Origin of the sequence: Micromonospora arborensis (assembly GCF_003205615.1) — a bacterium.
In the GTDB taxonomy this organism is placed as follows: domain Bacteria; phylum Actinomycetota; class Actinomycetes; order Mycobacteriales; family Micromonosporaceae; genus Micromonospora; species Micromonospora arborensis.
In genome coordinates, this window is record NZ_PYBV01000055.1 from 1 (window position 1) to 22,904 (window position 22,904).

17 protein-coding genes and 1 rRNA gene are annotated in these 22,904 nt (G+C 73.6%); 16 read left to right on the forward strand and 2 right to left on the reverse strand.

The window, feature by feature from the left end:
- Positions 1-87 precede the first annotated feature (87 nt).
- The 4 genes from rrf (at position 88) to C7C45_RS30445 (ending at position 4,154) form a co-directional block, all read left to right on the forward strand.
- Positions 88-204, forward strand: a 5S ribosomal RNA gene (gene rrf, locus C7C45_RS30430).
- A 142-nt stretch (positions 205-346) separates the two neighbouring features.
- Positions 347-2,125 carry a hypothetical protein gene (locus C7C45_RS34285; protein ID WP_167454881.1) on the forward strand — a complete coding sequence of 593 codons (1,779 nt, stop codon included), beginning with the start codon at positions 347-349 and terminating at the stop codon, positions 2,123-2,125.
- Between the two features lie 20 nt (positions 2,126-2,145).
- Positions 2,146-3,126: a tetratricopeptide repeat protein gene (locus tag C7C45_RS30440; protein ID WP_110568006.1), complete on the forward strand. Its 981-nt coding sequence runs from the start codon at positions 2,146-2,148 to the stop codon at positions 3,124-3,126.
- Entirely contained in the window at positions 3,123-4,154 is a 1,032-nt protein-coding gene (locus tag C7C45_RS30445) for an HAD-IIA family hydrolase (RefSeq protein ID WP_110567907.1), read from the forward strand. Before C7C45_RS30440 ends, C7C45_RS30445 begins: the two co-directional genes overlap by 4 nt.
- A 25-nt stretch (positions 4,155-4,179) precedes the next feature.
- On the opposite strand, the gene C7C45_RS30450 is transcribed toward C7C45_RS30445, so the two are convergent.
- The gene (locus C7C45_RS30450; protein ID WP_110567910.1) at positions 4,180-4,518 is read right to left on the reverse strand and encodes an SCP2 sterol-binding domain-containing protein; all 339 of its coding nucleotides are present in this window, start codon (positions 4,516-4,518) and stop codon (positions 4,180-4,182) included.
- A 111-nt stretch (positions 4,519-4,629) separates the two neighbouring features.
- Here C7C45_RS30450 and C7C45_RS30455 point away from each other — a divergent pair, with 111 nt between their 5' ends.
- The 5 genes from C7C45_RS30455 to C7C45_RS30475 all read left to right on the forward strand — a co-directional run bounded on the left by C7C45_RS30455 (position 4,630) and on the right by C7C45_RS30475 (position 11,371).
- Positions 4,630-5,286 carry a phasin family protein gene (locus tag C7C45_RS30455; protein WP_110567912.1) on the forward strand — a complete coding sequence of 219 codons (657 nt, stop codon included), beginning with the start codon at positions 4,630-4,632 and terminating at the stop codon, positions 5,284-5,286.
- Entirely contained in the window at positions 5,283-5,594 is a 312-nt protein-coding gene (locus tag C7C45_RS30460; RefSeq protein WP_110567914.1) for a hypothetical protein, read from the forward strand. The genes C7C45_RS30455 and C7C45_RS30460 overlap by 4 nt, the downstream gene beginning before the upstream one ends.
- A 38-nt stretch (positions 5,595-5,632) precedes the next feature.
- The gene (locus C7C45_RS30465) at positions 5,633-6,493 is read left to right on the forward strand and encodes a TlyA family RNA methyltransferase (RefSeq protein ID WP_110567916.1); all 861 of its coding nucleotides are present in this window, start codon (positions 5,633-5,635) and stop codon (positions 6,491-6,493) included.
- A 109-nt stretch (positions 6,494-6,602) separates the two neighbouring features.
- Positions 6,603-7,487, forward strand: coding sequence for an NAD kinase (locus C7C45_RS30470; RefSeq protein ID WP_110567918.1), 885 nt, complete (start codon positions 6,603-6,605; stop codon positions 7,485-7,487).
- 158 nt (positions 7,488-7,645) lie between these two features.
- Positions 7,646-11,371 (forward strand): S8 family peptidase, encoded by a 3,726-nt coding sequence (locus C7C45_RS30475; RefSeq protein ID WP_110567920.1) that lies wholly within the window; start codon positions 7,646-7,648, stop codon positions 11,369-11,371.
- Between the two features lie 80 nt (positions 11,372-11,451).
- On the opposite strand, the gene C7C45_RS30480 is transcribed toward C7C45_RS30475, so the two are convergent.
- A complete protein-coding gene (locus C7C45_RS30480) occupies positions 11,452-12,471 on the reverse strand; it encodes a helix-turn-helix domain-containing protein (protein WP_110567923.1) in 1,020 nt (339 codons plus the stop codon).
- Between the two features lie 89 nt (positions 12,472-12,560).
- On the opposite strand from C7C45_RS30480, the gene recN reads away from it, so the two are divergent.
- The 7 genes from recN (at position 12,561) to C7C45_RS30515 (ending at position 22,825) form a co-directional block, all read left to right on the forward strand.
- Positions 12,561-14,318: a DNA repair protein RecN gene (gene recN / locus C7C45_RS30485; protein ID WP_110567925.1), complete on the forward strand. Its 1,758-nt coding sequence runs from the start codon at positions 12,561-12,563 to the stop codon at positions 14,316-14,318.
- 119 nt (positions 14,319-14,437) lie between these two features.
- Positions 14,438-15,616, forward strand: a complete 1,179-nt coding sequence (gene steA / locus C7C45_RS30490; protein WP_110568008.1) for a putative cytokinetic ring protein SteA — start codon at positions 14,438-14,440, stop codon at positions 15,614-15,616.
- A 27-nt stretch (positions 15,617-15,643) separates the two neighbouring features.
- Positions 15,644-16,585: a copper transporter gene (locus C7C45_RS30495; protein WP_110567927.1), complete on the forward strand. Its 942-nt coding sequence runs from the start codon at positions 15,644-15,646 to the stop codon at positions 16,583-16,585.
- Between the two features lie 79 nt (positions 16,586-16,664).
- Positions 16,665-17,531, forward strand: coding sequence for a hypothetical protein (locus C7C45_RS30500; protein ID WP_110568010.1), 867 nt, complete (start codon positions 16,665-16,667; stop codon positions 17,529-17,531).
- A 1-nt stretch (position 17,532) separates the two neighbouring features.
- The gene (gene murJ, locus C7C45_RS30505; protein ID WP_110567929.1) at positions 17,533-19,221 is read left to right on the forward strand and encodes a murein biosynthesis integral membrane protein MurJ; all 1,689 of its coding nucleotides are present in this window, start codon (positions 17,533-17,535) and stop codon (positions 19,219-19,221) included.
- Positions 19,218-20,387: a glycosyltransferase family 4 protein gene (locus tag C7C45_RS30510; protein WP_110567931.1), complete on the forward strand. Its 1,170-nt coding sequence runs from the start codon at positions 19,218-19,220 to the stop codon at positions 20,385-20,387. The genes murJ and C7C45_RS30510 overlap by 4 nt, the downstream gene beginning before the upstream one ends.
- Complete coding sequence (locus tag C7C45_RS30515) at positions 20,387-22,825, forward strand: hypothetical protein (RefSeq protein WP_110567933.1); 2,439 nt, start codon at positions 20,387-20,389, stop codon at positions 22,823-22,825. Before C7C45_RS30510 ends, C7C45_RS30515 begins: the two co-directional genes overlap by 1 nt.
- The last annotated feature ends 79 nt before the right edge of the window (positions 22,826-22,904 follow it).

The following is a 22,904-nucleotide window of genomic DNA, read 5'->3' on the forward strand; positions in this document are numbered from 1 at the left end:
ACTAAGCTGCTACGCGTCCACTGTGCAACTCTGAACAAGCGAACACCCGTGATGTTGTGCCGGGGTTGTTTGATATGTTCATAGAGTTACGGCGGTCATGGCGGAGGGGAAACGCCCGGTTACATTCCGAACCCGGAAGCTAAGCCCTCCAGCGCCGATGGTACTGCACTCGTGAGGGTGTGGGAGAGTAGGACGCCGCCGGACAATCTTCCAGTCGAGGGCCGCCCCATCCGGGTCGGCCCTCGACTGCGTAGCGCCATTGGTGGCGCAATCAGGAAGGATGTACCTGTGAGTTCAGGACCGCAGGGCGGAGACCGTCCCCGTCGTTACGAAGACCGTACTGACGGTGCGGGCGGACGCGACCGCGGCCCGCGCCGCGATGACCGAGACCGGCCCCCGTACCGGGGAGACCGCGACAGCGGCGGCGGCGCCCGAGGTGGTTACGCAGGCGGCCGCGACTCTGCTTCCCGTGGTGGTGACCGGGACAGCTCGCGGTCCAGCGCTCCACGTGAGGGCGGCTACCGCGGTGGTGACCGTGATGGTTCGCGCTCGGGCGCGCCGCGTGAGGGCGGTTTCCGTGGTGGCGACCGTGATGGTTCGCGCTCGGGCGCGCCGCGTGAGGGTGGTTTCCGTGGTGGTGACCGCGATGGTTCGCGGTCCAGCGCGCCGCGCGAAGGTGGTTTCCGTGGTGGCGACCGCCGTGAGGGTGGCTTCCGTGGTGGCGACCGGGACAGCTCGCGGTCCAGCGCTCCGCGTGAGGGTGGCTTCCGTGGTGGCGACCGGGACAGCTCGCGGTCCAGCGCTCCGCGTGAGGGTGGTTTCCGTGGTGGTGACCGTCGTGAGGGCGGCTACCAGGGTGGTGACCGTCCGCGTTCCGGCCCGTCCCGCGAGGGCGGTTTCCGTGGTGGTGACCGGGACGGTTCGCGCTCGGGCGCGCCGCGTGAGGGTGGCTTCCGTGGCGGCGACCGTGACGGTGGCTTCCGTGGCGGTGACCGTGACCGTGACGGTGGCTTCCGTGGCGGTGACCGTCGTGAGGGCGGCTACCAGGGTGGCGACCGTCCGCGTTCCGCCCCGTCCCGCGAGGGGGGCTTCCGGGGCGGTGACCGCGACGGTGGTTACCGCGGTGGCGACCGCGAGGGTGGTTTCCGTGGTGGCGACCGTCGTGAGGGCGGCTACCAGGGCGGATCCCGGCCTGGTGCACCGCGTGAGGGTGGCTTCCGTGGCGGCGACCGCGAGGGTGGTTTCCGTGGCGGCGACCGCCGCGAGGGTGGCTTCCGTGGCGGCGACCGCGACGGCTCGCGCTCGGACGCTCCTCGCGACGGTGGTTTCCGTGGCGGTGACCGTCGTGAAGGCGGTTTCCGCGGTGGCGATCGCGAGGGTGGTTTCCGTGGTGGTGACCGTCGTGAGGGCGGCGCGCCCCGCGAGGGTGGTTTCCGTGGTGGTGACCGTCGTGAGGGCGGCGCGCCCCGCGAGGGTGGCTTCCGTGGCGGTGACCGTCGTGAAGGCGGTTTCCGCGGTGGCGATCGCGAGGGTGGTTTCCGCGGTGGTGACCGCCGTGAAGGTGGCTTCCGTAGTGGCGACCGCGACAGCTCCCGGCCGAGCGGACCGCGTGAGGGCGGCGCGCCCCGCGAGGGCGGTTTCCGCGGTGGCGACCGCGAGGGTGGCTTCCGCGGTGGTGACCGCCGTGAAGGTGGCTTCCGTAGTGGCGACCGCGACAGCTCCCGGCCGAGCGGACCGCGTGAGGGCGGCGCGCCCCGTGAGGGTGGCTTCCGTGGTGGCGACCGCCGTGAAGGTGGTTTCCGGGGTGGCGACCGTGAGGGTGGCTTCCGGGGTGGTGACCGTCGTGAGGGCGGCGCGCCCCGTGAGGGTGGTTTCCGGGGCGGTGACCGTCGTGAAGGCGGTTTCCGGGGTGGCGACCGCGACAGCTCCCGGCCGAGCGGACCGCGTGACGGTGGCGGCTTCCGGGGTGGCGAGCGGCCGCGTCGCGAGGGTGAGTTCCGCCGCGACGACCGCGCTGGCGGCTCCGAGTCGTTCGAGGGCGGGCGTAGCTCGGCCCCGGCGCTGCCGGATGACATCGTCGCGACCGATCTCGACAAGGACGTTCGCGCTGAGCTGCTCTCGCTGAACAAGCCCGTCGCCGAGACGGTGGCCCGGCACCTCGTCGCGACCGGTCAGCTGATCGACGAGAACCCGGCCGAGGCCTTGGCCCACGCGCTGGCGGCCCGGCGGCTCGCGTCGCGCATCTCCGCTGTCCGCGAGGCCGTCGGTCTGGCCGCGTACCACGCGGGGGAGTGGCAGTCGGCGATCGCCGAACTGCGCACGTACCACCGGATGAGCGGGCTGCAGAGTCACCTGGCCGTCCTCGCGGACTGCGAGCGGGCCCTCGGTCGGCCGGAGCGGGCGATCGACCTGTTCCGCGGGGCTGACCGGGAGAAGCTGGATCAGGCCGTCGCGATCGAGCTGCTGATCGTCGCCGCCGGCGCTCGGGGTGACCTCGGGCAGAAGGACGCCGCGGTGGCGATGCTCCAGGTCCCGGACCTGACCAGCGAGGCCACGGTGCCGTGGACGGCCCGGCTGCGTTACGCCTACGCCGACGCGCTGCTGGCGGTGGGCCGGCGCGAGGAGGCCCGCGAGTGGTTCTCCCGCGCTGCCGACGTGGACACCGAGGGCGAGACCGACGCCGCCGAGCGGCTGCTGGAACTCGACGGCGTGGTCATCGAGGGTGACGACGAGGACGAGGCCGCCGAGGAGATCGCCGCAGGCCCGGGCGCTCCCGGCGCGGTGCCGGTTCGACCGGACACCGACCTGACCGACGCCGACGAAGACGACGAAGACGAGGACTTCGACGACGACGCCGACGACGCCGACGACGCCGACGACGACGACGAAGACGACGAAGACGACGACGACGACGAAGACGACCGCGAGGACGAGGACTTCGACGACGACGAGGAGGACGGCGCCGCCGGCCACCCCGACGACGACGAGGACGAGGATCGTCACCCGGACCAGGGCGGCAACGACACGGACACCATCGCTGAGAGCAGCGTGACGTCCGGCGACGCGGTGAGCGCCGACAGGTCCGTGCCGGCCCGGGACGACGAGTCGGGGTCGACGCAGCGATGAACGAGGGCGCGGGGGATCGGCTGGTCGACGGGTACACCCTGGTCGTTTTTGATCTGGACGGGGTGATCTATCTGATCGACCGGCCGATCCCTGGCGCCGTCGACGCGGTGGCCCGACTGCACGCCGAGGGGCGGGCGGTGGCGTACGCCACGAACAACGCCTCCCGCCGGTCCAGCGAGGTCGCCGACCTGCTGACGGGGATGGGTGTGCCGGCCCGACCGGAGGAGGTGCTCACCTCCGCCGCCGCCTCGGCCGAACTGCTCCGTGACCGGCTGCCCGCTGGCGCGCCGGTGCTGGTGGTCGGTGCGGAGGCGCTGCGCGCGGAACTGCGCGCGGTCGGCCTGACCCCGGTCACCCAGGCCGACGAGAAGCCGGCCGCGGTGGTGCAGGGGTACGGCCCGCAGGTCGGCTGGGCCGAGTTGGCCGAAGCGTCGGTCGCGGTACGGGCGGGTGCGCTCTGGATCGCCACCAACACCGACCGGACCCTGCCCAGTGGGCGGGGACCACTGCCGGGCAACGGTTCGCTGGTGGCGGTGCTGCGTACGGCGTTGGAGCGGGATCCGGACGTCGTGGTCGGTAAGCCGGAGTCAGCGCTGTTCGAGACTGCCGCTCGGCGCAGTGGCGGTGGCGGGAGTCTGGTGGTGGGCGACCGGTTGGACACCGACATCGAGGGCGCCCGGCGTGCCGGACTGGACAGTCTGCTCGTGCTCACCGGCGTCAGCGGCGTACCGGATCTGTTGGCTGCCGAGCCGCAGCGGCGTCCCACGTACGTCGCGAGGGACCTGGCGGGGCTCTTCGACCCGGCGGCTGCCGTGCGTGTCCCGGGCCCGGTGAACGCCGGCGGTTGGTCCGTGACCGACCGCGACGGCACCCTGGAGCTGGCGGGGTCAGGTCGGACGCTGGACGCGCTGGCCGCGCTCTGCGGCGCGGCCTGGTCGGCGTCGGAACCGGCGCTGCCGAAGATCCGGCCGATGGGCCCGGACGCGGCGCACGCTCTGGAGAGCTTCGGCCTGACCGCTGCCGCCTGAACCGGGTCACCCGACCCGGCGCTCGTCAGAGCAGCTTGCGCAACTTCAGCAGGTCGAACGGGTTGGCCTTGATCGACACCCGGCGGGACGTCACCGCTGCGGTGACGTCCAGGTCGCCGCGGACCAGGGCGAGCAGGTCATCGCTGGACGTGCTCAGCGCGATCTTGGCCTTGGGGTCGTCGCCGTCGGTCAACTCGACCAGCCGACCAGCGGTGATCCGGCCGTGGAAGGCCGTGTCCAGGTCGGTGATCCGGCAAGCCAGCGTCCGGTCCAGGTCGATCCGTTCGCGCACCGTCTCGGCGTTGCGATCCAGCCGGGCTGCCAGCTCCTGCAACGCCTGCCGGCACTCGTCCACGCTGGCCACGTCTCCCCCTCGTTGATCGCCACGCCGTCCTCGGCACCGTACCGCACAGGACAGTCCGGGGTGCCCGGTAGCGTGACACCTGCACACCCCGCCCCGTGGAAGGACTCAGGCATGCAGGACGCGTGGCGCGCCTACCTCGAGCTGGCCATGGGCCTTGCGGAGGCGCCCCGGAAGAAGGCCCAGGACGTCGCACGTCGTCTTGTCGGCTCCGGCGGTGCGACCGCCGCCCAACTTCAGGCCCTCGGCGAGGAACTGGTCACCACCGGCGCCGCCAACCGGGAGGCGCTGACCAAGCTTGTCCGTTTCGAGGTCGACCGGGCCCTCGGCGCGGTCGGTCTGGCCACGGCCGACGAGGTGGCCGAGCTGACCCGTCGGGTGCACGACCTGGAACGGCAACTCCGCGAGGCACGCGCCGCCGAGCCCGCCAACGCGCCGACCACCGTTGAGCCGGCCACCGCCGAGCCCGCCCACGCGCCGACCACCGCCGAGCCGGCCCACGCTCCGGCCGTCGGCCCCACGGAGCACGCCGACCCGACCGCCGCCGCGCAGCCCGGCGGCGGCCTCGTGCCGTCCGACGGCTCGGCGGGTGCCCCGGTGGCCAAGAAGGCCGTCGCGAAGAAAGCTGTCGCGAAGAAGGCGGTCGCCAAGAAGGCCATCGTGAAGAAGCCGCCAGCGACGATCAGCCCGACCGCCGACGACACCCCGACTCCGGCGGTCATGCCCGCCAAGAAGGCGGTCCGCAAGCAACCGCCGGGCGACGCCGAATGACCCGCCCCGGTCCGCCGGCCGGCGAGGCGTTCTCCGCCCGGCCCGGTCCACCGGCTGGTGGGGCGTTTGCCGCCCGCCCTGGTCCGCCTCCGGGCGGGGCGTTTGCCGCCCGGCCCGGTCCGCCGGCCGGTGTCCGGCCCGGGCCGTTGCCGGACGTCGGGGACGACGAGGCGCGGCACCCGGCCGTGGACGCCGCCGTGCAGGCCATGGCCAACGCGGCGACGCTGGCCCCGGCCGACCAGATCGCGCAGTACGAGGCCGCCTACGAGACGCTGCGGGAAACCCTCGCCACCATCGACCAGACCTGAGTGGGACGACCAGGCCTGAGCAGACCGGAGAACCACCCATGGCACGTCGCAACCGGCTGGACGCCGAACTCGTCCGCCGCGGTCTGGCCCGCTCCCGGGAGCAGGCCGCCGCGTTGGTGGAGGCCGGCCGGGTCAAGCTGCGCGGTGTACCCGCCCGCAAGGCCGCCGCGATGGTCGATCCCGCCGATCCGCTCCTGGTGACCGGCGCGGACCCGACCGAGGAGTACGTCTCCCGGGGCGGGCACAAGCTCGCCGGTGCGCTGGCCGCGTTCGGGCCCGGTGGGTTGCGCGTCGCCGGGCGGCGCTGCCTGGACGCCGGCGCGTCGACCGGTGGCTTCACCGACGTCCTGCTGCGCGCCGACGCCGCCGAGGTGGTGGCCGTCGACGTCGGCTACGGGCAGCTCGCCTGGTCGCTGCGTACGGACGAGCGGGTCCGCGTCCTGGAACGCACCAACGTCCGTACCCTCGATCCTGATGTGATCGGTGGCCCGGTCGACCTGACGGTGGCCGACCTGTCGTTCATCTCGCTGCGGTTGGTGCTGCCGGCGCTGGCCGCCTGCACGCGCGTCGACGGTGACCTGGCGCTGATGGTGAAGCCGCAGTTCGAGGTCGGCAAGGACCGGGTCGGCTCCGGTGGCGTGGTCCGCGATCCGGAGCTGCGTGCCGAAGCGGTGCTGGACGTGGCGGCGGCGGCCGCGCAGCTCGGCCTCGGGCTCGCTGACGTGGCGGCCAGCCCGCTGCCCGGGCCGAGCGGCAACGTGGAGTTCTTCGTATGGTTGCGCCGGGGCGCACCACCGGCCGACCCGCAGCGGGTGCGGGCGGTGGTGGCGGCCGGGCCGGACGGCCCGACCACGACCGGTGACGTGCCGGACGTGGCGGCGGAGGAGGTCGCAGGGTGAAGGCGCGCAGCGAGGGCACCGCAACGGGCCGCGGAAGGACACGCGGCCAGGCGGGGGCGACGGTGACGGTGGTGCGATACCGCCCGGTCGCGGACGGCTGGTCGGCCCGATGAGCCGGACCGCGCTGCTGGTGACCCACACGGGCCGTCGGCGCAGCACCGAACACGCCCGATCGGTCGCCGCCGACCTGATCGCCGCGGGTTTCGAGGTGCGGGTGGTCGCCGATGAGGCCGACGACCTGGACCTGCCGGGCGTGGTGCCGGTCGCGGGCCCGCAGGCCGCCGAGGGCGCCGAGATCGTCTTCGCACTCGGTGGGGACGGCACCTTCCTGCGCGCGGCCGAGTTGGCCCGGCCGGCGAAGGCGCCGCTGCTCGGCATCAACCTCGGCAAGGTGGGCTTCCTGGCCGAGGCGGAGATCGACGACCTGGACACCGCGGTCCGGGACGTCGTCGGTCGTAACTACACCGTCCACGAGCGGCTCACCCTGGACGTCACCGCCGAGTTCGACGGTGGGCCCACCATCGAGTCCTGGGCACTGAACGAGATCAGCATCGAGAAGGGCGAGCGGGCGCAGATGCTCGAGCTGCTCGTCGACGTGGACGGGCGGCCCCTGTCCCGTTACGGCTGCGACGGTGTCGTCTGCGCGACCCCCACCGGCTCCACCGCGTACGCGTTCTCCGGTGGCGGTCCGGTGGTGTGGCCGGAGGTGGAGGCGCTGCTGCTGGTGCCGATCAGCGCGCACGCGTTGTTCAGCCGCCCGTTGGTCACCGCCCCGACGTCCACCTTCGTGATCACCGTCGACCCGTTCACCACCCTCGCTGTGCTGTCCTGCGACGGGCGGCGCGTCTACGACCTCCCACCGGGGGCCCGGGTGACGGTGCGTCGGGGTGCTCTGCCGGTGCGCATCGTGCGGCTGCGGGCCCGCCCGTTCACCGACCGGCTGGTCGCCAAGTTCGACCTTCCCGTACACGGGTGGCGCGGCAGCCGCCGGTGATCGGGTGGCACACCGTCAGTGGTTGTCCGTTGTCCACCTGACGACATGTCGCCGCTGCGGCGGCTGGCGACTAGTGACCTGGTGACCGGCTCCGTCGCAGACTCCGAGCGGCCCTCATCCACGGATGGCGGGCCTACAGGAGTAGAGGAGCACATCGCATGCACTGGTCCCCACGCTGGCTCGCCGTCGGCGCGGTCGGCGCGTTGGTGGTCGGCCTCGCCGCACCGGCGTCCGCCGATCCGCCGGCCCGGCCCACCGAGCCGCACTCGGGCACGCCCGCCGCGGGCGTCGCGCCCGTCCGCATCACCCTGATCACCGGCGACCAGGTCGACCTGGTCCAGGCCGCGCCCGGCCGGGTCACCGCCAGCGTCCGACGCGGCCCGGGGCGGGAGCGGATCACCTTCCAGACCGTGGAGGTCGACGGCGGGCTGCGGGTGCTGCCCAGCGACGTCATGCCGTACCTCTCCGCAGGGGTGCTCGACGCCAACCTGTTCGACGTGCAGGAGTTGGCCGCCGACGGGTTCGGCGACGCCGCGCAGGGCGCGTTGCCGCTGATCGTCCGTTACCAGGAGCCGGCCGCCGGTCGGGTCCGGCCGCTCGCCGGCGCCACCGATGCCCGGCCGTTGGAGAGCATCAACGGCGCGGCGGTGCGGGTCGGCAAGGGTGACCTCGGTGGACTGTGGACCTCGCTGCGCGGTACGAGCGGGCAGCGTGTCGCCGCTGGTGCGCCGGCCACGCTCGGTGCCGGTGTCGCCCGGATCTGGCTGGACGGAAAGGTCCGTCCGACGCTGGAGCACAGCGTGCCGCAGATCGGCGCCCCGGCGGCGTGGGCGGCCGGCCGGGACGGTACCGGCGTGAAGGTGGCCGTGCTCGACACCGGCGTCGACGCGACCCACCCGGACCTGGCCGGGCGGATCGCCGAGGCACGGGACTTCTCCGGTGTCGGTAGCGCCCGTGACGGGAACGGCCACGGCACCCACGTGGCGTCCACCATCGCCGGCAGTGGCGCGGCGTCCGGTGGTCTGCGGAAGGGCGTCGCTCCCGGGGCGCAGCTGCTGATCGGCAAGGTGCTCGACGATGGTGGTTCGGGCTCCGACTCGGCCATCATCGCGGGGATGGAGTGGGCCGCCCACTCCGGTGCGAGGGTGGTCAGCATGAGCCTCGGCGGGTCTGCGACCGACGGCACCGACCCGATGAGCCAGGCGGTCAACGAGTTGACCGCCGAGACCGGGACGTTGTTCGTGGTCGCGGCCGGTAACGAGGGCGCGGCGCATACCGTCGGGGCACCCGGCGCGGCCGCTGCGGCGCTGACCGTCGGCGCGGTGGACCGCGACGACAACCTGGCGTCGTTCTCGAGTCGGGGCCCGCGGCTCGGTGACAACGGTCTGAAGCCGGAGATCACCGCGCCGGGTGTCGGCATCATCGCCGCGCGGGCTGCCGGCACCGCCATGGGTACGCCGGTGGACGACGCCTACACGAGCGCGAACGGCACCTCGATGGCCACCCCGCACGTGTCCGGAGCGGCGGCGATCCTCGCCCAGGAGCACCCCGACTGGACCGCCGGCATGCTCAAGGACGCGCTGGTCAGCACCACGAAGGCGAACCCGGCGCTGACCGTGTTCGAGCAGGGCGGCGGTCGGGTCGATGTGGCTCGGGCGCTCAGCCAGCGGGTGTACTCCTCCGGGACCGCCGACTTCGGGCGGCTCAGCACCGATGGCGCGGCGGCCGAGCGGAGCGTGACGTACACCAATGGCACCGCGGCCGCGCAGACCCTGCGGCTGGCCCTGGAGTTGCGCAACCTGGACACCGGCGCGGCCGAGACCGACGGTGTCTCGGTCGGCGGCCCAGAGGTGACCGTGCCGGCCGGCGGCAGCGTCGCCGTCGCGCTGCGGGCCGACCCGGCGAAGTTGGACCGGGGTCTGCACAGCGGGTGGCTGGTAGCGACTGGCGCGGACGGTGTGGCGGTGCGCACGGCGGTCGCCCTGACCCTCAGCGGTCCGCTGCACACCGTGACCGTGCAAGCGGTGGACATGCAGGGGCAGCCGGGCTTCGCGTCGGTGCTCACCCTCTTCGGTGAGAATCCCGAATCCGACTGGCTCGGCTGGGTCGGCGGTGAGGTGCAACTGCAGGTCGAGGAGGGCCCGTACCTGCTCGAGGCGTTGATCGAGCACGGCGCTCCGCTGGATGAGCAGGAGACCCTGGTCACCGACCCGGAGTTGCTGGTCGACCGGGATGTCACGGTGGTGCTCGACCCGCGTAAGGGCACTCCGGTGCGGATCGAGACGCCGAAGCCCTCCGAGCAGCAGGCTACGATCAGCTTCTACGAGCACCGGGTCTTCGGCAACGGCCGGCAGGTCGACCACGGGGTGCTGACCTTCAGCACCGTCCAGCAGCTCAACGTCACGCCGACCCGCCCGGTGCGCGAGGGCGAGTTCGAGTTCTCGTCGCGCTGGCAGTTGGTCGCACCGATGGTGGACGCGAAGATCAGCGGGGTGTCCGGTCCGCTGGACATCAACCTGATGGGCTACTCGCCGGCACCGTCCGACCGGCGGAAGCTGCCGCTGGTCTGGGCCGGCACCGGCACCCCCGGGGAGCTTGCCCGGGTGCGTGGCGCCGCGGCGCTGCTGACCACCAGCCCGGACGCCTCGGAGGAGGAGCAGATCGCGGTGGCAGCCGCCGCCGGTGCGAAGACGGTGCTCATCGTTCGGCCGGCCGACCAGAGCGCGTGGACGTCCTGGACGCCGTTGGGTGACCGGCTGCCGATCCCGGCGCTGGCGGTGGCGTACGACGACGGGCAGAAGGTGATCGCGGCGGCCAAGCGTGGTCGTACGACGCTGGACCTGACGTTGACCGTCGAGAGCCCGTACCTGTACGACGTGTGGCAGGTCTCGAAGGGTCGGATCCCGGAGCGGATCACGCACAAGGTCACCGCGCAGAACACCGCTGAGGTGACCGCCAGCTACGGGGGCGTCGGTGGTGAGTGGGCCACCGAGCAGCGCTTCGGTTGGCGTCCGTGGCAGGAGGCATCCTGGAACGACAACCAGCGGTTGGTGCGTGCCGGCAGCACCCGGCAGGAGTTCGTCAGCGCCGACGACTCCTGGTGGCAGCACCGGGTCCTGCACAAGATCACGTTCATGCCTGATGGGCAGTTGACCGGTGGCCTGGCCGAGCAGCCCCGGCGGTACTCCGGTGCCGACCGGGTGAGCGAGACCTGGCACGCCCCGGTGATCCGGCCGGCCGTGCCGGCCGGCGGCGGGGCGCCGGTGCCCACGCGTACGAAGGACACGCTGGACGTGCGGGTGGCGGAGTTCGTCGACGCCGAGGGTCACTACAGCGTGGCCGGCGCCAGCGAGGAGCCGGACACCGTCGAGGCTCGGCTCAGCCGCAACGGGCAGCAGATCGCCGACCTGTCCAGCGGGTGGGCTCCGGTGCCCACCACCGGAGACAAGGCCCGCTACCGGCTGGACCTGACCACGCGGCGATCCTCGTCGGAGTGGCGCTACGCCACCCAGACCGACACGGCCTGGGAGTTCACGTCGGCTCGACCGGCGGGCGACGCCGCGACGCCGTTGTCGCTGCTGCAGGTCGACTACCGGGTGCCGGCCGACCTGCTCGGCACGGTACGCGGCAACCGGCCGCACGAGCTGGGGGTGACCCTGCGTCAGCCGGCCGGGGTGCCCGCGCCGACCGGCACCAGTGTCCGCGTGCAGGTCTCCTTCGATGGGGGCGTCACCTGGCGGAACGCGCCGACGAAGGGGTCGGGCACCCGGTACACCGCGACCGTGCCGGCGGGGCGTGGAACGGTGTCGCTGCGGGTGCACGCCGCCGACCGGGCCGGGAACGTCGTCGACCAGACGGTGCTTCAGGCGTACGGACTGCGCTGACCTGCGCGGGGCGGGGCGGCTGGGCCGTCCCGCCCCGCCCGGACAGGGCCCGCCGTCGGTCGACGGCGGGCCCTGCGGCGTCAGAGCCAGCCGCGTCGGGCGACCTGGAACGCCAGGCCCGGCCGGGTGTCCACACCGGCGGCGGCCATCAGGTCGGCGATGCGTCGTTGCACGGTCCGCCGGCTCACCCCGAGCTGGGAGGCGATGGACTTGTCCGGTACGCCGGCCACGAACAGCGACAGCAGCCGGGCCTCGTCGGCGTCCGGTTGGTAACCGTCACTCGGGTGGTCCTCGGGGTCCGGCCGTCGCCCCTCGGTCGGCACGACGGCGAGGGGGTCGTCGAGCCGCAACCGGGTGGCCACCCGCCAGTGGCTGTCGAAGAGGGCGAGCAGCGCGTCGAGTAGTTGACTGCGGCCGATCACGGCGGCGCTCGGTTCACCACCGTCGCGGTCGGGCACCAACGGGCAGACGGCGATGCGGGCGTCCACGATGGCCAGTCGGACCGGTAGCCGGTCCAGGACCCGGGCCTGCTCCCCGGCGGCGACCCCCTTGGCCAGGTCGGCCAACGCGCCCGGTTCCAACAGCAGGTCACGCTCGTAGATGGCCCGGTAGCTCACGCCGCGGGCCAACGCGTCGAACTCCTCGACGTTCTCCGGGCCGGCCATGGCGAGGGGGTTGGCCCGACAGAACCACAGCACCTCCGTACGTGCCGAATTCTGCAGATCGCGCAGACGGTCCCGGAGCGCCCGCGTGCCGGTGATCACCTCGACGAGGTGGTCGACGTCGTGCCGCCGCAGCCCGGACCGGTACTCCTCGGCCAGCTGGGTGACCCGTCGGCGGGCCGCCTCCAGGTCCTCCTGGCGGCGCAGCAGCGTCGCGCCGAGGGCGACGTCCGGGGCGGTGGGGCGCAGCGGTGCGTTCGGATCGTTGTCGGTGGGCTGCACCAGGCCCTTGGCGCGCAGCGCCTCGACCTGGGCGACGACCTGCTCGCGGGGCCGGTCCAGGCGACGGACCAACTCGTCGATGCGGGCCGTGGTGAGCTGGAGCAGGCAGCGGTAGAGCTCCTCCTCAGCCGTGGTCAGGCCGATCACGTCCAACACGGGGCAGAACTGTACGTCGGCTGGGTGTCGGCCGTACCCGGGCCCGTCGGCTGGTCAACTGTCGGGCCTCGCGTCTACTGTCGGTGGCTGTGCTGGAAGAGCTGCGCATCACCGGACTCGGCGTCATCGACGACACCACGCTGCCGTTGACCGGCGGCATGAACGTGATCACCGGCGAGACCGGTGCGGGCAAGACGATGGTGGTGACCGGCCTCGGCCTGCTCTTCGGCGGCCGGGCCGACGCCGGGCGGGTCCGGGCCCAACCCGGCCGTGCGGTGGTGGAGGGGCGGTTGCGCCTGCAGGGGCGGGTCGCCGACGCCGTGCACGCGCGGATCACCGAGGCCGGTGGCGAGCCCGACGAGGACGGCTCGGTGCTGCTGAGCCGTACGGTGACGGTGGAGGGGCGCTCGCGCGCCCACGTCGGCGGCCGGAGCATGCCGGTGTCGATGCTCGGTGAGGTCGGCGAGCAGGCGGTGGCCGTGCACGGCCAGTCCGACCAGCTGCGGCTGCTGCGCCCGGCCGAGCAGCGGGCCGCCCTGGACCGGTTCGCCGGCCCCGGGCACGAGAAGCTGCTCGACGCGCTGCGCGAGGCGTACACCGGGTGGCGGCGGGTGGTCGACGACCTGGCCGACCGGCGACGCAACGCCCGCGAGCGCAACCAGGAGGCCGACCTGCTGCGGCTCGGCCTCGACGAGATCACCCGGGTCGATCCGCAGCCCGGTGAGGATGACGAGCTGAAGACCGAGGCGCAGCGGCTGGAGCACGCCGAAGGGCTGCGGACCGCCGCGCAGATCGCGCAGCAGTGTGTGGCGGGTGGTGCGGAGGCCACCGACGAGACACCCGACGCGGCGGCGCTGCTCGGCACCGCCCGACGGACGTTGGAGGCGCAGTCCGGCACCGACCCGGCGCTGGGTGAGCTGGCGGCCCGCCTGGAGGAGGCGGCGACCCTGGTCACCGACGTGTCGGCGGAGTTGTCGGCGTACCTGGCGACGCTCGACGCGGACCCGGCCCGGTTGCAGCACGTCTACGAGCGGCGGGCGGCGCTGCGCGCGTTGACCCGAAAGTACGCCGACGACGTCGACGGGGTGATCGCCTGGGCCGATCGGGCGCGCACCCGACTGTCCGACCTGGACACGTCCGACGATCTGCTGGACGAGTTGGAGCGGGACGGCCAGCGGCTCGCCGTCGAGGTGGCCGACCTGGCGGGGCGGGTGTCGGTCTCCCGGCAGGAGGCGGCGGTCCGTTTCGCCGACCAGGTCACCGTCGAGTTGGCCGGTCTGGCGATGCCCCACGCGCGGATCGAGGTGGCGGTGCTGCCCCGCCCGGCCGGGCGCGCCGAGCCGACGCTGTCGGTCAACGGCGTCGAGGTGGGTGTCACTCCCGACGGTGGTGACGAGGTGGAGCTGCGGTTGCTGGCCCACCCCGGAGCGCCGTCGTTGCCGTTGCAACGCGGTGCCTCCGGCGGTGAGTTGTCCCGGGTGATGCTCGCCATCGAGGTGGTGTTCGCCGGTTCGGGTGGCCCGCCCACGTTGGTCTTCGACGAGGTCGACGCGGGGGTCGGCGGTCAGGCGGCGGTGGAGATCGGCCGGCGGCTGGCCCGTCTGGCCCGCAGCCACCAGGTGTTGGTCGTCACACATCTGCCGCAGGTGGCCGCGTTCGCCGACCGGCACCTGGTGGTGGCGAAGGACACCGGTGGCGCGGTGACGACCAGCGGTGTGCGGGTGGTGGAGGACACCGAGCGGGCCCGGGAGTTGGCGCGAATGCTGGCAGGTTTGCCCGATTCGGATCTGGGTATCGCCCACGCCGAGGAGCTTCTGGCCGTGGCCGCCAAGGAAAGGCGGCTGTGACGCCGCGTATTGTGAGCGCAAGCACAACGGCTTGTGCCGACGTGTGCTTCCCTGGGTAGGCGGCCCTGCTCAGGCATGTCGCGACAGAAAAGCCTGCCTCACATGCCAGGATGGTCACGATGCGTCTACCCACGTTGCGCCGGAACCGGAACGCCGAACCGGGCACAGTCCTCGGCACCGCGCGCCTTGATCGCCGGACGAAGCGCCTGGTCGGCCGGCTGCGCCCGGGCGACATCGCGGTCATCGACCACGTCGACCTGGACCGGGTGGCGGCCGATTCGCTCGTCGCGGTCGGGGTCGGCGCGGTGCTCAACGCCAAGCCCTCGGTCTCCGGCCGTTACCCGAACCTCGGCCCGGAGGTGTTGATCGCCGCCGGCATTCCGCTCCTCGACGACCTCGGGGAGGGCGTCTTCGAGCAGGTCCGCGAGGGCGACCAGGTCCGCATCGAGGGCAACACGGTCTTCGCCGGTGACGAGCCGGTGGCGCACGGCAGCCTGCAGGACGCCGAGTCGGTCGCGAAGGCCATGGCCGACGCCCGGGAGGGTCTGTCGGTGCAGTTGGAGGCGTTCGCCGCCAACACGATGGACTACCTCCGCCAGGAGCGCGACCTGCTGCTCGACGGTGTGGGCGTGCCCGACATCGAGACCCAGATGCAGGGTCGGCACTGCCTGATCGTGGTGCGCGGCTACGACTACAAGGCCGACCTGGACGTGCTGCGCCCGTACATCCGGGAGTTCAAGCCGGTGCTCATCGGTGTCGACGGCGGCGCGGACGCGCTGGTCGAGGCCGGGTACACCCCCGACATGATCATCGGGGACATGGATTCGGTCACCGACGACGTGTTGCGCTGCGGCGCCGAGGTGATCGTGCACGCCTACCCGGACGGGCGGGCGCCCGGCCTGCCCCGGGTCAACGGCCTCGGTGTGCCGGCGATCACCTTCCCGGCCGCGGCGACCAGCGAGGACCTGGCCATGCTGCTCGCCGACGAGAAGGGCGCCTCGCTGCTGGTCGCGGTCGGCACCCACGCCACCCTCGTCGAGTTCCTGGACAAGGGTCGCGGCGGGATGGCCTCGACGTTCCTGACCCGGCTGAAGGTCGGCGGCAAGCTGGTCGACGCCAAGGGTGTGAGCCGGCTCTACCGGCAGAGCATCTCCGGTTCGTCGTTGCTGTTGCTGGTGCTGTCGGCGATCGCGGCGATGGCGTCCGCGGTCGCTGTGTCGACCGTCGGGAAGGCGTACCTGGGCGTGGTCGCCGAGTGGTGGGACAATTTCGTGTTCCAGCTGTACCGGCTCTTCTAGTTCCCGACCGATCAAGAGGCTGCAAGCGTGATCAACTTCCGCTACCACGTGGTGTCCCTCACCGCGGTGTTCCTGGCTCTGGCGATCGGCCTGGTGGTCGGCACGGCCGCCCTCAACGGTCCGGTCGCCGATTCGCTCGAGGGACAGGTCACCGGGCTGCGTAAGGACAACCAGTACTGGCGCCAGCAGGTCAACAACATGGAGAAGCAGCTCGGGCTGGAGGAGGAGTTCGCCGAGGAGATTTCCCAGGTCGTCCTCCCCGGCACCCTGACCGGGCGGCGCGTGCTGGTGCTCACCCTGCCGAACGGGCGCGACCACACCGAGGGTGTGCTCAAGAAGCTCCAGCAGGCCGGCGCCACCATCACCGGCCGGGTCGACCTGCAGGACAAACTCATCAACCCGGACAACAACTCCAACCTGCTGGAGTTGGCCGTCACCGCCGCCCGCCCGACCGCGCAGACCACCGGCCTGCCCGGCAACGGGCACGGGGTCGAGACCTCCAGCGCCCTGCTGGCCAGCGTCCTGCTGGACCGGCCCCAGGGCACGGCGCCGGTCAGCGACGCCGACCGGCGGGCGGTGCTCGCCGCCTACAACAACGCCGGTTACCTGACCACCGACAACAACAAGGTCACCGGCTCGGCGGAGGCCGTCGTCGTGGTCAGCGGCCAGCCGTACGTCGACAAGGACTCCGAGAAGCGGGACGAGTCGGTCGTCAAGATCGCCGAGCAGTTCGACCGCACCGGGTCGATCGTGGTGGCCGGCAACGGCTCCGCCGGCGGCAACCTGGTGTCCGTGGTCCGCGGTGACCCGGTGCTCGCCCAGACCATCTCCACGGTCGACAACGCCAACACCGTCCAGGGTCAACTGGTCACCAGCCTCGCTCTGGTGCAGCAACTCACCGAGAAGAAGGCCGGCCAGTACGGCGTCGGCGACAACGCTCCGTCCCTGCTGCCTAGACTGCCCCAGTGAGCGAACGACGTACCCCCGTGTCCGTAACCGGCAAGGCGACGCGTGAGCGAGCGAACCTGAGGCAGTGCGGGGCGGCGGCGTGAGGGCCCTGGGTCGGCTTCTGCTCGCCGGTGCTGGTGCCGCGGCGGCCCGGTACGCGCTGCGGGAGGTGCGTACCTCCCCGGTCGGGCCCACGCTGGAGCGCACCAACTTCCGTGGCCGCACGGTGACCCTCGCCGCCGGGCCGGCGCTCGCCGCCGGTGCGGCCGCCGCTGGCGCCTTCGGTGCCACCAGCGGCGCCTCCGGTGGGGCCGCCCTGGTCGCCGGCCTGGGCGCCGGTGGCGTCGGGCTGTACGACGACGTGGTCGGCGCCCGGCCGGCGCAGAAGACCGCCAAGGGCTTCGCCGGCCACCTCGCCGCGCTGCGCGAAGGGCGGATCACCGCGGGCCTGGTCAAGATCGTCGGGGTGGGTGCGGCCGGGCTGGGTGCCGCCGCGCTGCTCGCCGCCGACCCCCGGGTCGCCGCGCACCCGCGCCGGCAACGGCACGGATCCGTCGGCCGGGGCGTCGACGTGCTGCTCGGCGCTGGCGTGATCGCCGGCACCGCCAACCTGCTCAACCTGCTCGATCTGCGGCCCGGCCGGGCCATCAAGTCCGGGCTGCTGCTCGCCGCGCCGCTGACCGGCGGCCCGCACGGCGGGATCGCCGCGGGTGCGGCCGGCGCCGCCGCCGGTCTGCTCCGCGATGACCTGGCCGAGGACGTGATGCTCGGCGACAGCGGCGCGAACGCCCTCGGGGCGCTGCTCGGCGTCGCGCTCGCCGCCCGCACCGGCCCGCTCGGCCGGGCCGCCGTGCTCGCCGTGCTCGCCGGTCTCACCGCCACCAGCGAGAAGGTCAGCTTCACATCGGTGATCCAGCGGACCCCGGGGCTGCGCGAGCTCGACGCACTGGGCCGACGCGCCGACTGACGTGACCAGACCGGCCCCCCTCGCCGGCGCCGGCCGGTTGGCCGGGGCAGCCGCGCTCATCGCCATCCTGACCGTGGCCAGTCGGCTCGCCGGCTTAGGCCGCACCGCCGTGTTCACCTGGAGCCTGGCGCCCACCGACCTCGGGGGCACCTACGTGGTGGCCAACGCGGTGCCGAACTTCATCTTCGAGATCGTCGCCGGGGGAGCGCTGGCCAGTCTCGTCGTACCGCTCCTGGCTGGCGCGGTCGTCGCGGGTGACCGCATGGCGGTGGCCCGCACCACCGGGGCTCTGCTGACCTGGACGCTGGCCCTGCTGGTGCCGCTCGCGGTGCTGGTGGTGGTGTTCGCCGGGCCGGTGGTCGAGTCGCTGGGCCATCACCTGACCGCCGCCCAGCAGCAGAGCGGCGTCCGGATGCTGCGGGTCTTCGCGCCGCAACTGCCGCTGTACGGGGTCGGCATCGTGCTCACCGGGGTGCTTCAGGCGCATCGCCGTTTCGCCTGGCCGGTGCTCGCCCCGTTGTTGTCCAGCCTCACCGTCATCGTCGTCTACCTGGGGTTCACCGCGTCGCAGGGCCGGTACGCCACCGTCGGCGGGGTGAGCCCCGGCGGCGAGTTGCTGCTCTCCGCCGGCACCACCCTCGGTGTGGTGGTGCTGTCGTTGTCGCTGCTGATCCCGGTCCGTCGGTTGCGCCTGGGGCTGCGCCCCGGCTTCGGGTTCACCGCCGACGCGCGGGCCCGGGTGGGCGGGTTGGCGGTGGCCGGCGCGGTCACCGTCACCACCCAGCAGATCGCCCTGATCGTCAGCCTGAACCAGGTCACCGCCGGGGCGCGGAGCAACCCGGGCGTCTACAACCTGGCGCAGACCGTCTATCTGTTGCCGTGGGCGGTGCTGGCGGTGCCGCTGGCCATCGCGGCGTATCCGACCCTGGCAGCGGCGCGCGCCGCCGGTGACGAGGACACCTACCGGGCGACCCTGGCGCCGGCCGTGCGCGGTGTGCTGCTGTTCAGTTGCCTCGGCACGGCCGCGCTGATCGGGACCGCCGGGCCGGTCGGGCACTTCTTCTTCTCCGAGCCGACCGCCTCGACCGCCGCCGCGGCGATCATCGGGTACGCCCCGGGCCTGATCGGCTACGGCCTCTTCGCGGTGCTCACCCGGGCGCTCTACGCCCGGGGTGAGACCCGGGCGGCGACGGTCGCCACCGCCGTCGGCTTCCTCGTGGTGCCGGCCGCCGTCCTGCTGCTCCGTGAGCTGCTGCCGTTGCGGGACCGGGTGCTCGCGGTGACGTCCGCGAACTCGGTGGGGATGCTCGTGCTCGGTGCCCTGCTGCTCCTGGCGGTGCTGCGCAGCGCCGGCCGTCCCGCCCTCGCGGGCGCGGCACGCGCCGGGGCGGCCGGTGGTCTCGCCGGTGTGCTCGCCGCGCTCGCCGGTCTGGGCCTCACCCGATGGCTCGACTCGCCGGGCGGCGGCACCCCGACGATGGCGGTGGCACTCGGTCAGGGCATGCTGTCCGGGGTTCTGGTTGGGGCGGTGTTCCTCGCTGTGGTCTGGTTCGTCGACCGGCGGGACGTACAGCCACTGCTCGCCGGGGTGTTGCGGCGGCTGCGTCGGCGAGGGCCACGGGGCGACGCGCCGACGCCCGCTGCGGGCTCCCCGGAGCGGGGCGACGGGAAGGAGACGGCGACTCGATGAGCGAGGCAAGTCTGCCTGCCGGCTGGTCGGGCACCGTCGCGTTGGTGCTCGCGTCCAGCACCGGCGGGGTCGGCCAGCACGTCCGCTCGGTGGCCCGGGGCCTTGTCGCGGGCGGCTCCACCGTCCTGGTCTGCGGGCCCGCGGCAACTCAGGAGCAGTTCGACTTCGTCGGTGTCGGTGCGCGGTTCGAGCCGGTGGAGATCCCGGCCAGCCCGACCCCGGCCGACGCCCGGGCGGTGCTCGCCCTGCGGCGGCTGCTCTCCGCCACCGGTGTCGACGTGGTGCACGCGCACGGCCTGCGGGCCGGGTTGGTCGCCGTGCTGGCCCGTCCCGCCGTCCCGCTGATCGTCACCTGGCACAACGCGGTGCTCGCGGGCGGATTACGCGGCGGGGTGTCCCGACTCGTGGAACGCGTGGTGGCCCGGGGGGTCCGGGTGGCCCTCGGCGCGTCCGCGGATCTGGTGCGACGGGCTGCCGAGCTGGGCGCCGCTGACGCCCGGCTCGCCCCGGTCGCCGCGCCGACACTGCCCGCGCCCCGGCGACGCCCGGCGGCGGTACGCGCCGAGTTCGGCGTACGCCCGGACCAGCCGTTGATCGTCTCGGTGGGCCGTCTGCACCCGCAGAAGCGCTACGACGTGTTGATCGACGCGGCGGCGCGCTGGCGTACGCGTACCCCGCCGCCGGTCGTGGTGATCGCCGGCAGCGGGCCGGCCTATCTGCCGCTGGCCGCGCGGACCTCCGCGGCCCGCGCTCCGGTGACCCTGCTGGGGCACCGCACCGATGTGGCGGACCTGCTCGCCGGCGCCGACCTCGCGGTGGTGACCAGCGACTGGGAGGCTCGGCAGCTCTTCGCCCAGGAGGCGCTGCGCGCTGGCGTACCGCTGGTGGCCACCGCGGTCGGCGGGCTGCCGGAGTTGGTGGGGGACGCTGCCCGGCTGGTCCCCGCCGGCGATGTGGACGCCGTCGACGCCGCGGTGCGGGCGCTGCTGGACGACCCGGCGGCCCGAGCCGAGTTGGGTCGCCGCGGCGCCGAACGGGCGGCGACGTGGCCGACCGAGACGGACACGGTGGCCGCGCTGGCCGCCCTCTACGCCGAGGTGGCCGCAGGCCCCTCCGGTCCGGCGACCGCGCCGGGCTCCGACGCCCCCAGAACGGGACACCGGTGATGCTGCGCCGAATCGCGCCCGCCCTGTTGACCGTGCTCGTGGTGGCCCTGGGCGTCACCGCGCTGGCCGCCCGCCCACCCCGGGGTGTCCCGCAACGCACCGCCGACTTCGTGGTGCTCGCCGGGGTCGCCGGGTTGCGGTGGGAGGACGTGGATCCGCAGAGCACCCCGACGTTGTGGCGGATGGCCCAGGACGGGTCGATCGGCTCGCTGTCGGTGCGTTCCGCGCACCGACCCACCTGCCCGGTGGACGGCTGGTTGACCCTGGGCGCGGGCAGTTTCGCCGCGTGGAACGGTAGCCGGGTGGCCGACGGGTGCCCGCCGGCCGGGGTGGCGGTGGAGCAACCCGACGGCATCGGCGCGAACCTGCCCGACCAGGAGAGCGTGGTGCAGTACAACCAGCAGCGCCTGTCCTGGGGTGCCCTGCCCGGGTCGCTGTCGGAGTCGGTCCGCTGTTCCGTCGCGGTGGGCCCGGGTGCGGCCGTGGCGGCGGCCCGACCGTTCGGCCGTGTCGACCGGTACGCGTCGGCGTTGCCGGCCGATCCGCGAGGGCTGCTCGGCTCGTGCGTCCTGAGCATCGTCGACCTCGGCACGGTCGAGGGGACCGACCCGGCGTCGCGTGCCGAGGAGGCCCGAGCGGCGGACGCCCAACTGGCCCGGGTGCTGGCGGCCCGACCACCACGGTCGTTGGTGCTGGTCGCGGGGATCTCCGATACCGCCGCGCCGTCGCGGCTGCACGTGGCGGTCGCAGACGGGCCGGGCTGGGAGCGGGGATGGCTCACCTCGGCCAGCACCGGCCGGGACGGCTATCTGCAACTTGTCGACCTCGCGCCGACCGCCCTCGCCGCGCTGGGCCGGCCGATGCCGGAGCGACTCTTCCTCGGCCGTCCGGCGATCAGCACCGGTGGTCGTCCCACCGACCTGGCGGACGCGATCGACGCCCCGGTGAACGCCGATCGGGAGGCGTCCGCCCAGCGGAGCATCTCCGGCCGGTTCTTCACCCTGCTCGCCGTCGTGCAGGTGTTGCTGGCGCTGGCCATCCTGCCGTTGCTGCGTCGGGCCCGACCGCACGCCGGGCCGACCGGCCCGACCCCGGTCTCCGCGCGGATCGTGGCGGTGGTGGAGGTGCTGCTGGTCGCCGCGGCGTTGACGGTCCCGGCGGCGCTGCTCGCCGACGCGGTGCCCTGGTGGCGTGGTGAGCACCCCGGCTGGATCTTCGCCGGGGTCACCGCGTTGTTGGTGGCCGCCGGCACCGCGGCGGTGCGGTTCGCCCCCGGGTACGCGGGCACCCTCGGCCCGGTGGGCGCGGTGGCCGGCCTCACCACCCTCGTCGTCGGGCTGGACGTGCTCACCGGGGCCAGCCTCCAACTCAACGGGGTGGTGGGCTACTCCGCGTTGCAGGGAGGCCGCTACGCCGGGCTGAGCACGGTGGGGCTGGGCGCGTTCCTCGCGGGCGCGTTGCTCGCCGGGGGTTGGCTCGCGCAACGGGTGCACCGCGGCTGGCGGCCGGCGGTGATGGTGGCTGTGGGTGGCCTCGCCGTGGTGGTGGTCGGCAGCCCGTACCTGGGTGCCGACCCGGTCGGTGCGATCGCGCTCACCGCCGGGGTGAGCGTCGCCGCCGTGATCAGCGCCGGCGGCTGGTTGACGATCAGCCGGTTGGCCTGGGCCAGCATGGCCGCCCTGGCGGTCGGCATCGGCTTCGCCGTGGTGGATCTGCGCCGCCCGGCGGCGGAGCGGGGCAGCCTGGGTCGGTTCCTCTCCGCGCTCGGCGACGGCACCGGCGGATTCACCGTGCACCGATCCAGCACGGAGAATTTCGAGACGTTGGTCAACAGCCCGCTGACCGTGCTCGCGTTGGCCGGTGGGTTGCTGGTGTGGTTCGCCCTGCTGCAGCCGTGGGGTGGGCTGATGCGGTTGTTCGGCATCTACCCGGCGGTCCGGGCCGCGTTGGCCGGCACCGTGGTCGCCGCTGTGCTCGGTGGTGTGCTCGACGGTGCGGCGCTGGACGTGATGGGCGCCGCCGCCGCGCTGGTGGTGCCGATGGCCGCCCTGGCATCGCTGCGGGTCCTCGGGCACGCCGCCGACCGGACCCGCCCCGCCCCGGGCCGCTCCCGCGCGGACGCCGACGACGACTCGGGGCCGGGTGGGATTGGCCCGGCCGCTGGGGGCGACGGCCCGACCGGTGGTGGGGGGCCGCTGGGCGCGGTCCACCCGCGTCCGATCAGCGGCCCGCCCGCGCCCGCGAAGGCGCTCGCGCCGCCGGAAACCCCGGTCGACCGCGCCACCGACGCCGACGACGACCCGGTGGAACCGACCGCGAGCGGGTCGACCGACCCGGCGGGGCCGACCGCGAGCGGGTCGGCTCCGGACGCGGCGCCGGCGGTGCCCGTGCCGCCCCGGCAGGTCACCCGATCATCGACCGAGGTTGCCGCGCCCTGACCGTCGGACCTCGTCCGGGTGGCCCGGTGGTGTCGCAGCCGGGGTGCGGCCTGCGGGTACCCGTCCGGGAGGTGTTACC

Coding starts and splice junctions, on each gene's coding strand:
- C7C45_RS30475 (WP_110567920.1), top strand. CDS start 7,646: ATGCACTGGTCCCCACGCTGGCTCGCCGTCGGCGCGGTCGGCGCGTTG.
- C7C45_RS30510 (WP_110567931.1), top strand. CDS start 19,218: ATGAGCGAGGCAAGTCTGCCTGCCGGCTGGTCGGGCACCGTCGCGTTG.
- C7C45_RS30455 (WP_110567912.1), top strand. CDS start 4,630: ATGCAGGACGCGTGGCGCGCCTACCTCGAGCTGGCCATGGGCCTTGCG.
- C7C45_RS30445 (WP_110567907.1), top strand. CDS start 3,123: ATGAACGAGGGCGCGGGGGATCGGCTGGTCGACGGGTACACCCTGGTC.
- C7C45_RS30465 (WP_110567916.1), top strand. CDS start 5,633: ATGGCACGTCGCAACCGGCTGGACGCCGAACTCGTCCGCCGCGGTCTG.
- C7C45_RS30460 (WP_110567914.1), top strand. CDS start 5,283: ATGACCCGCCCCGGTCCGCCGGCCGGCGAGGCGTTCTCCGCCCGGCCC.
- steA (WP_110568008.1), top strand. CDS start 14,438: ATGCGTCTACCCACGTTGCGCCGGAACCGGAACGCCGAACCGGGCACA.
- C7C45_RS30470 (WP_110567918.1), top strand. CDS start 6,603: ATGAGCCGGACCGCGCTGCTGGTGACCCACACGGGCCGTCGGCGCAGC.
- C7C45_RS30515 (WP_110567933.1), top strand. CDS start 20,387: ATGCTGCGCCGAATCGCGCCCGCCCTGTTGACCGTGCTCGTGGTGGCC.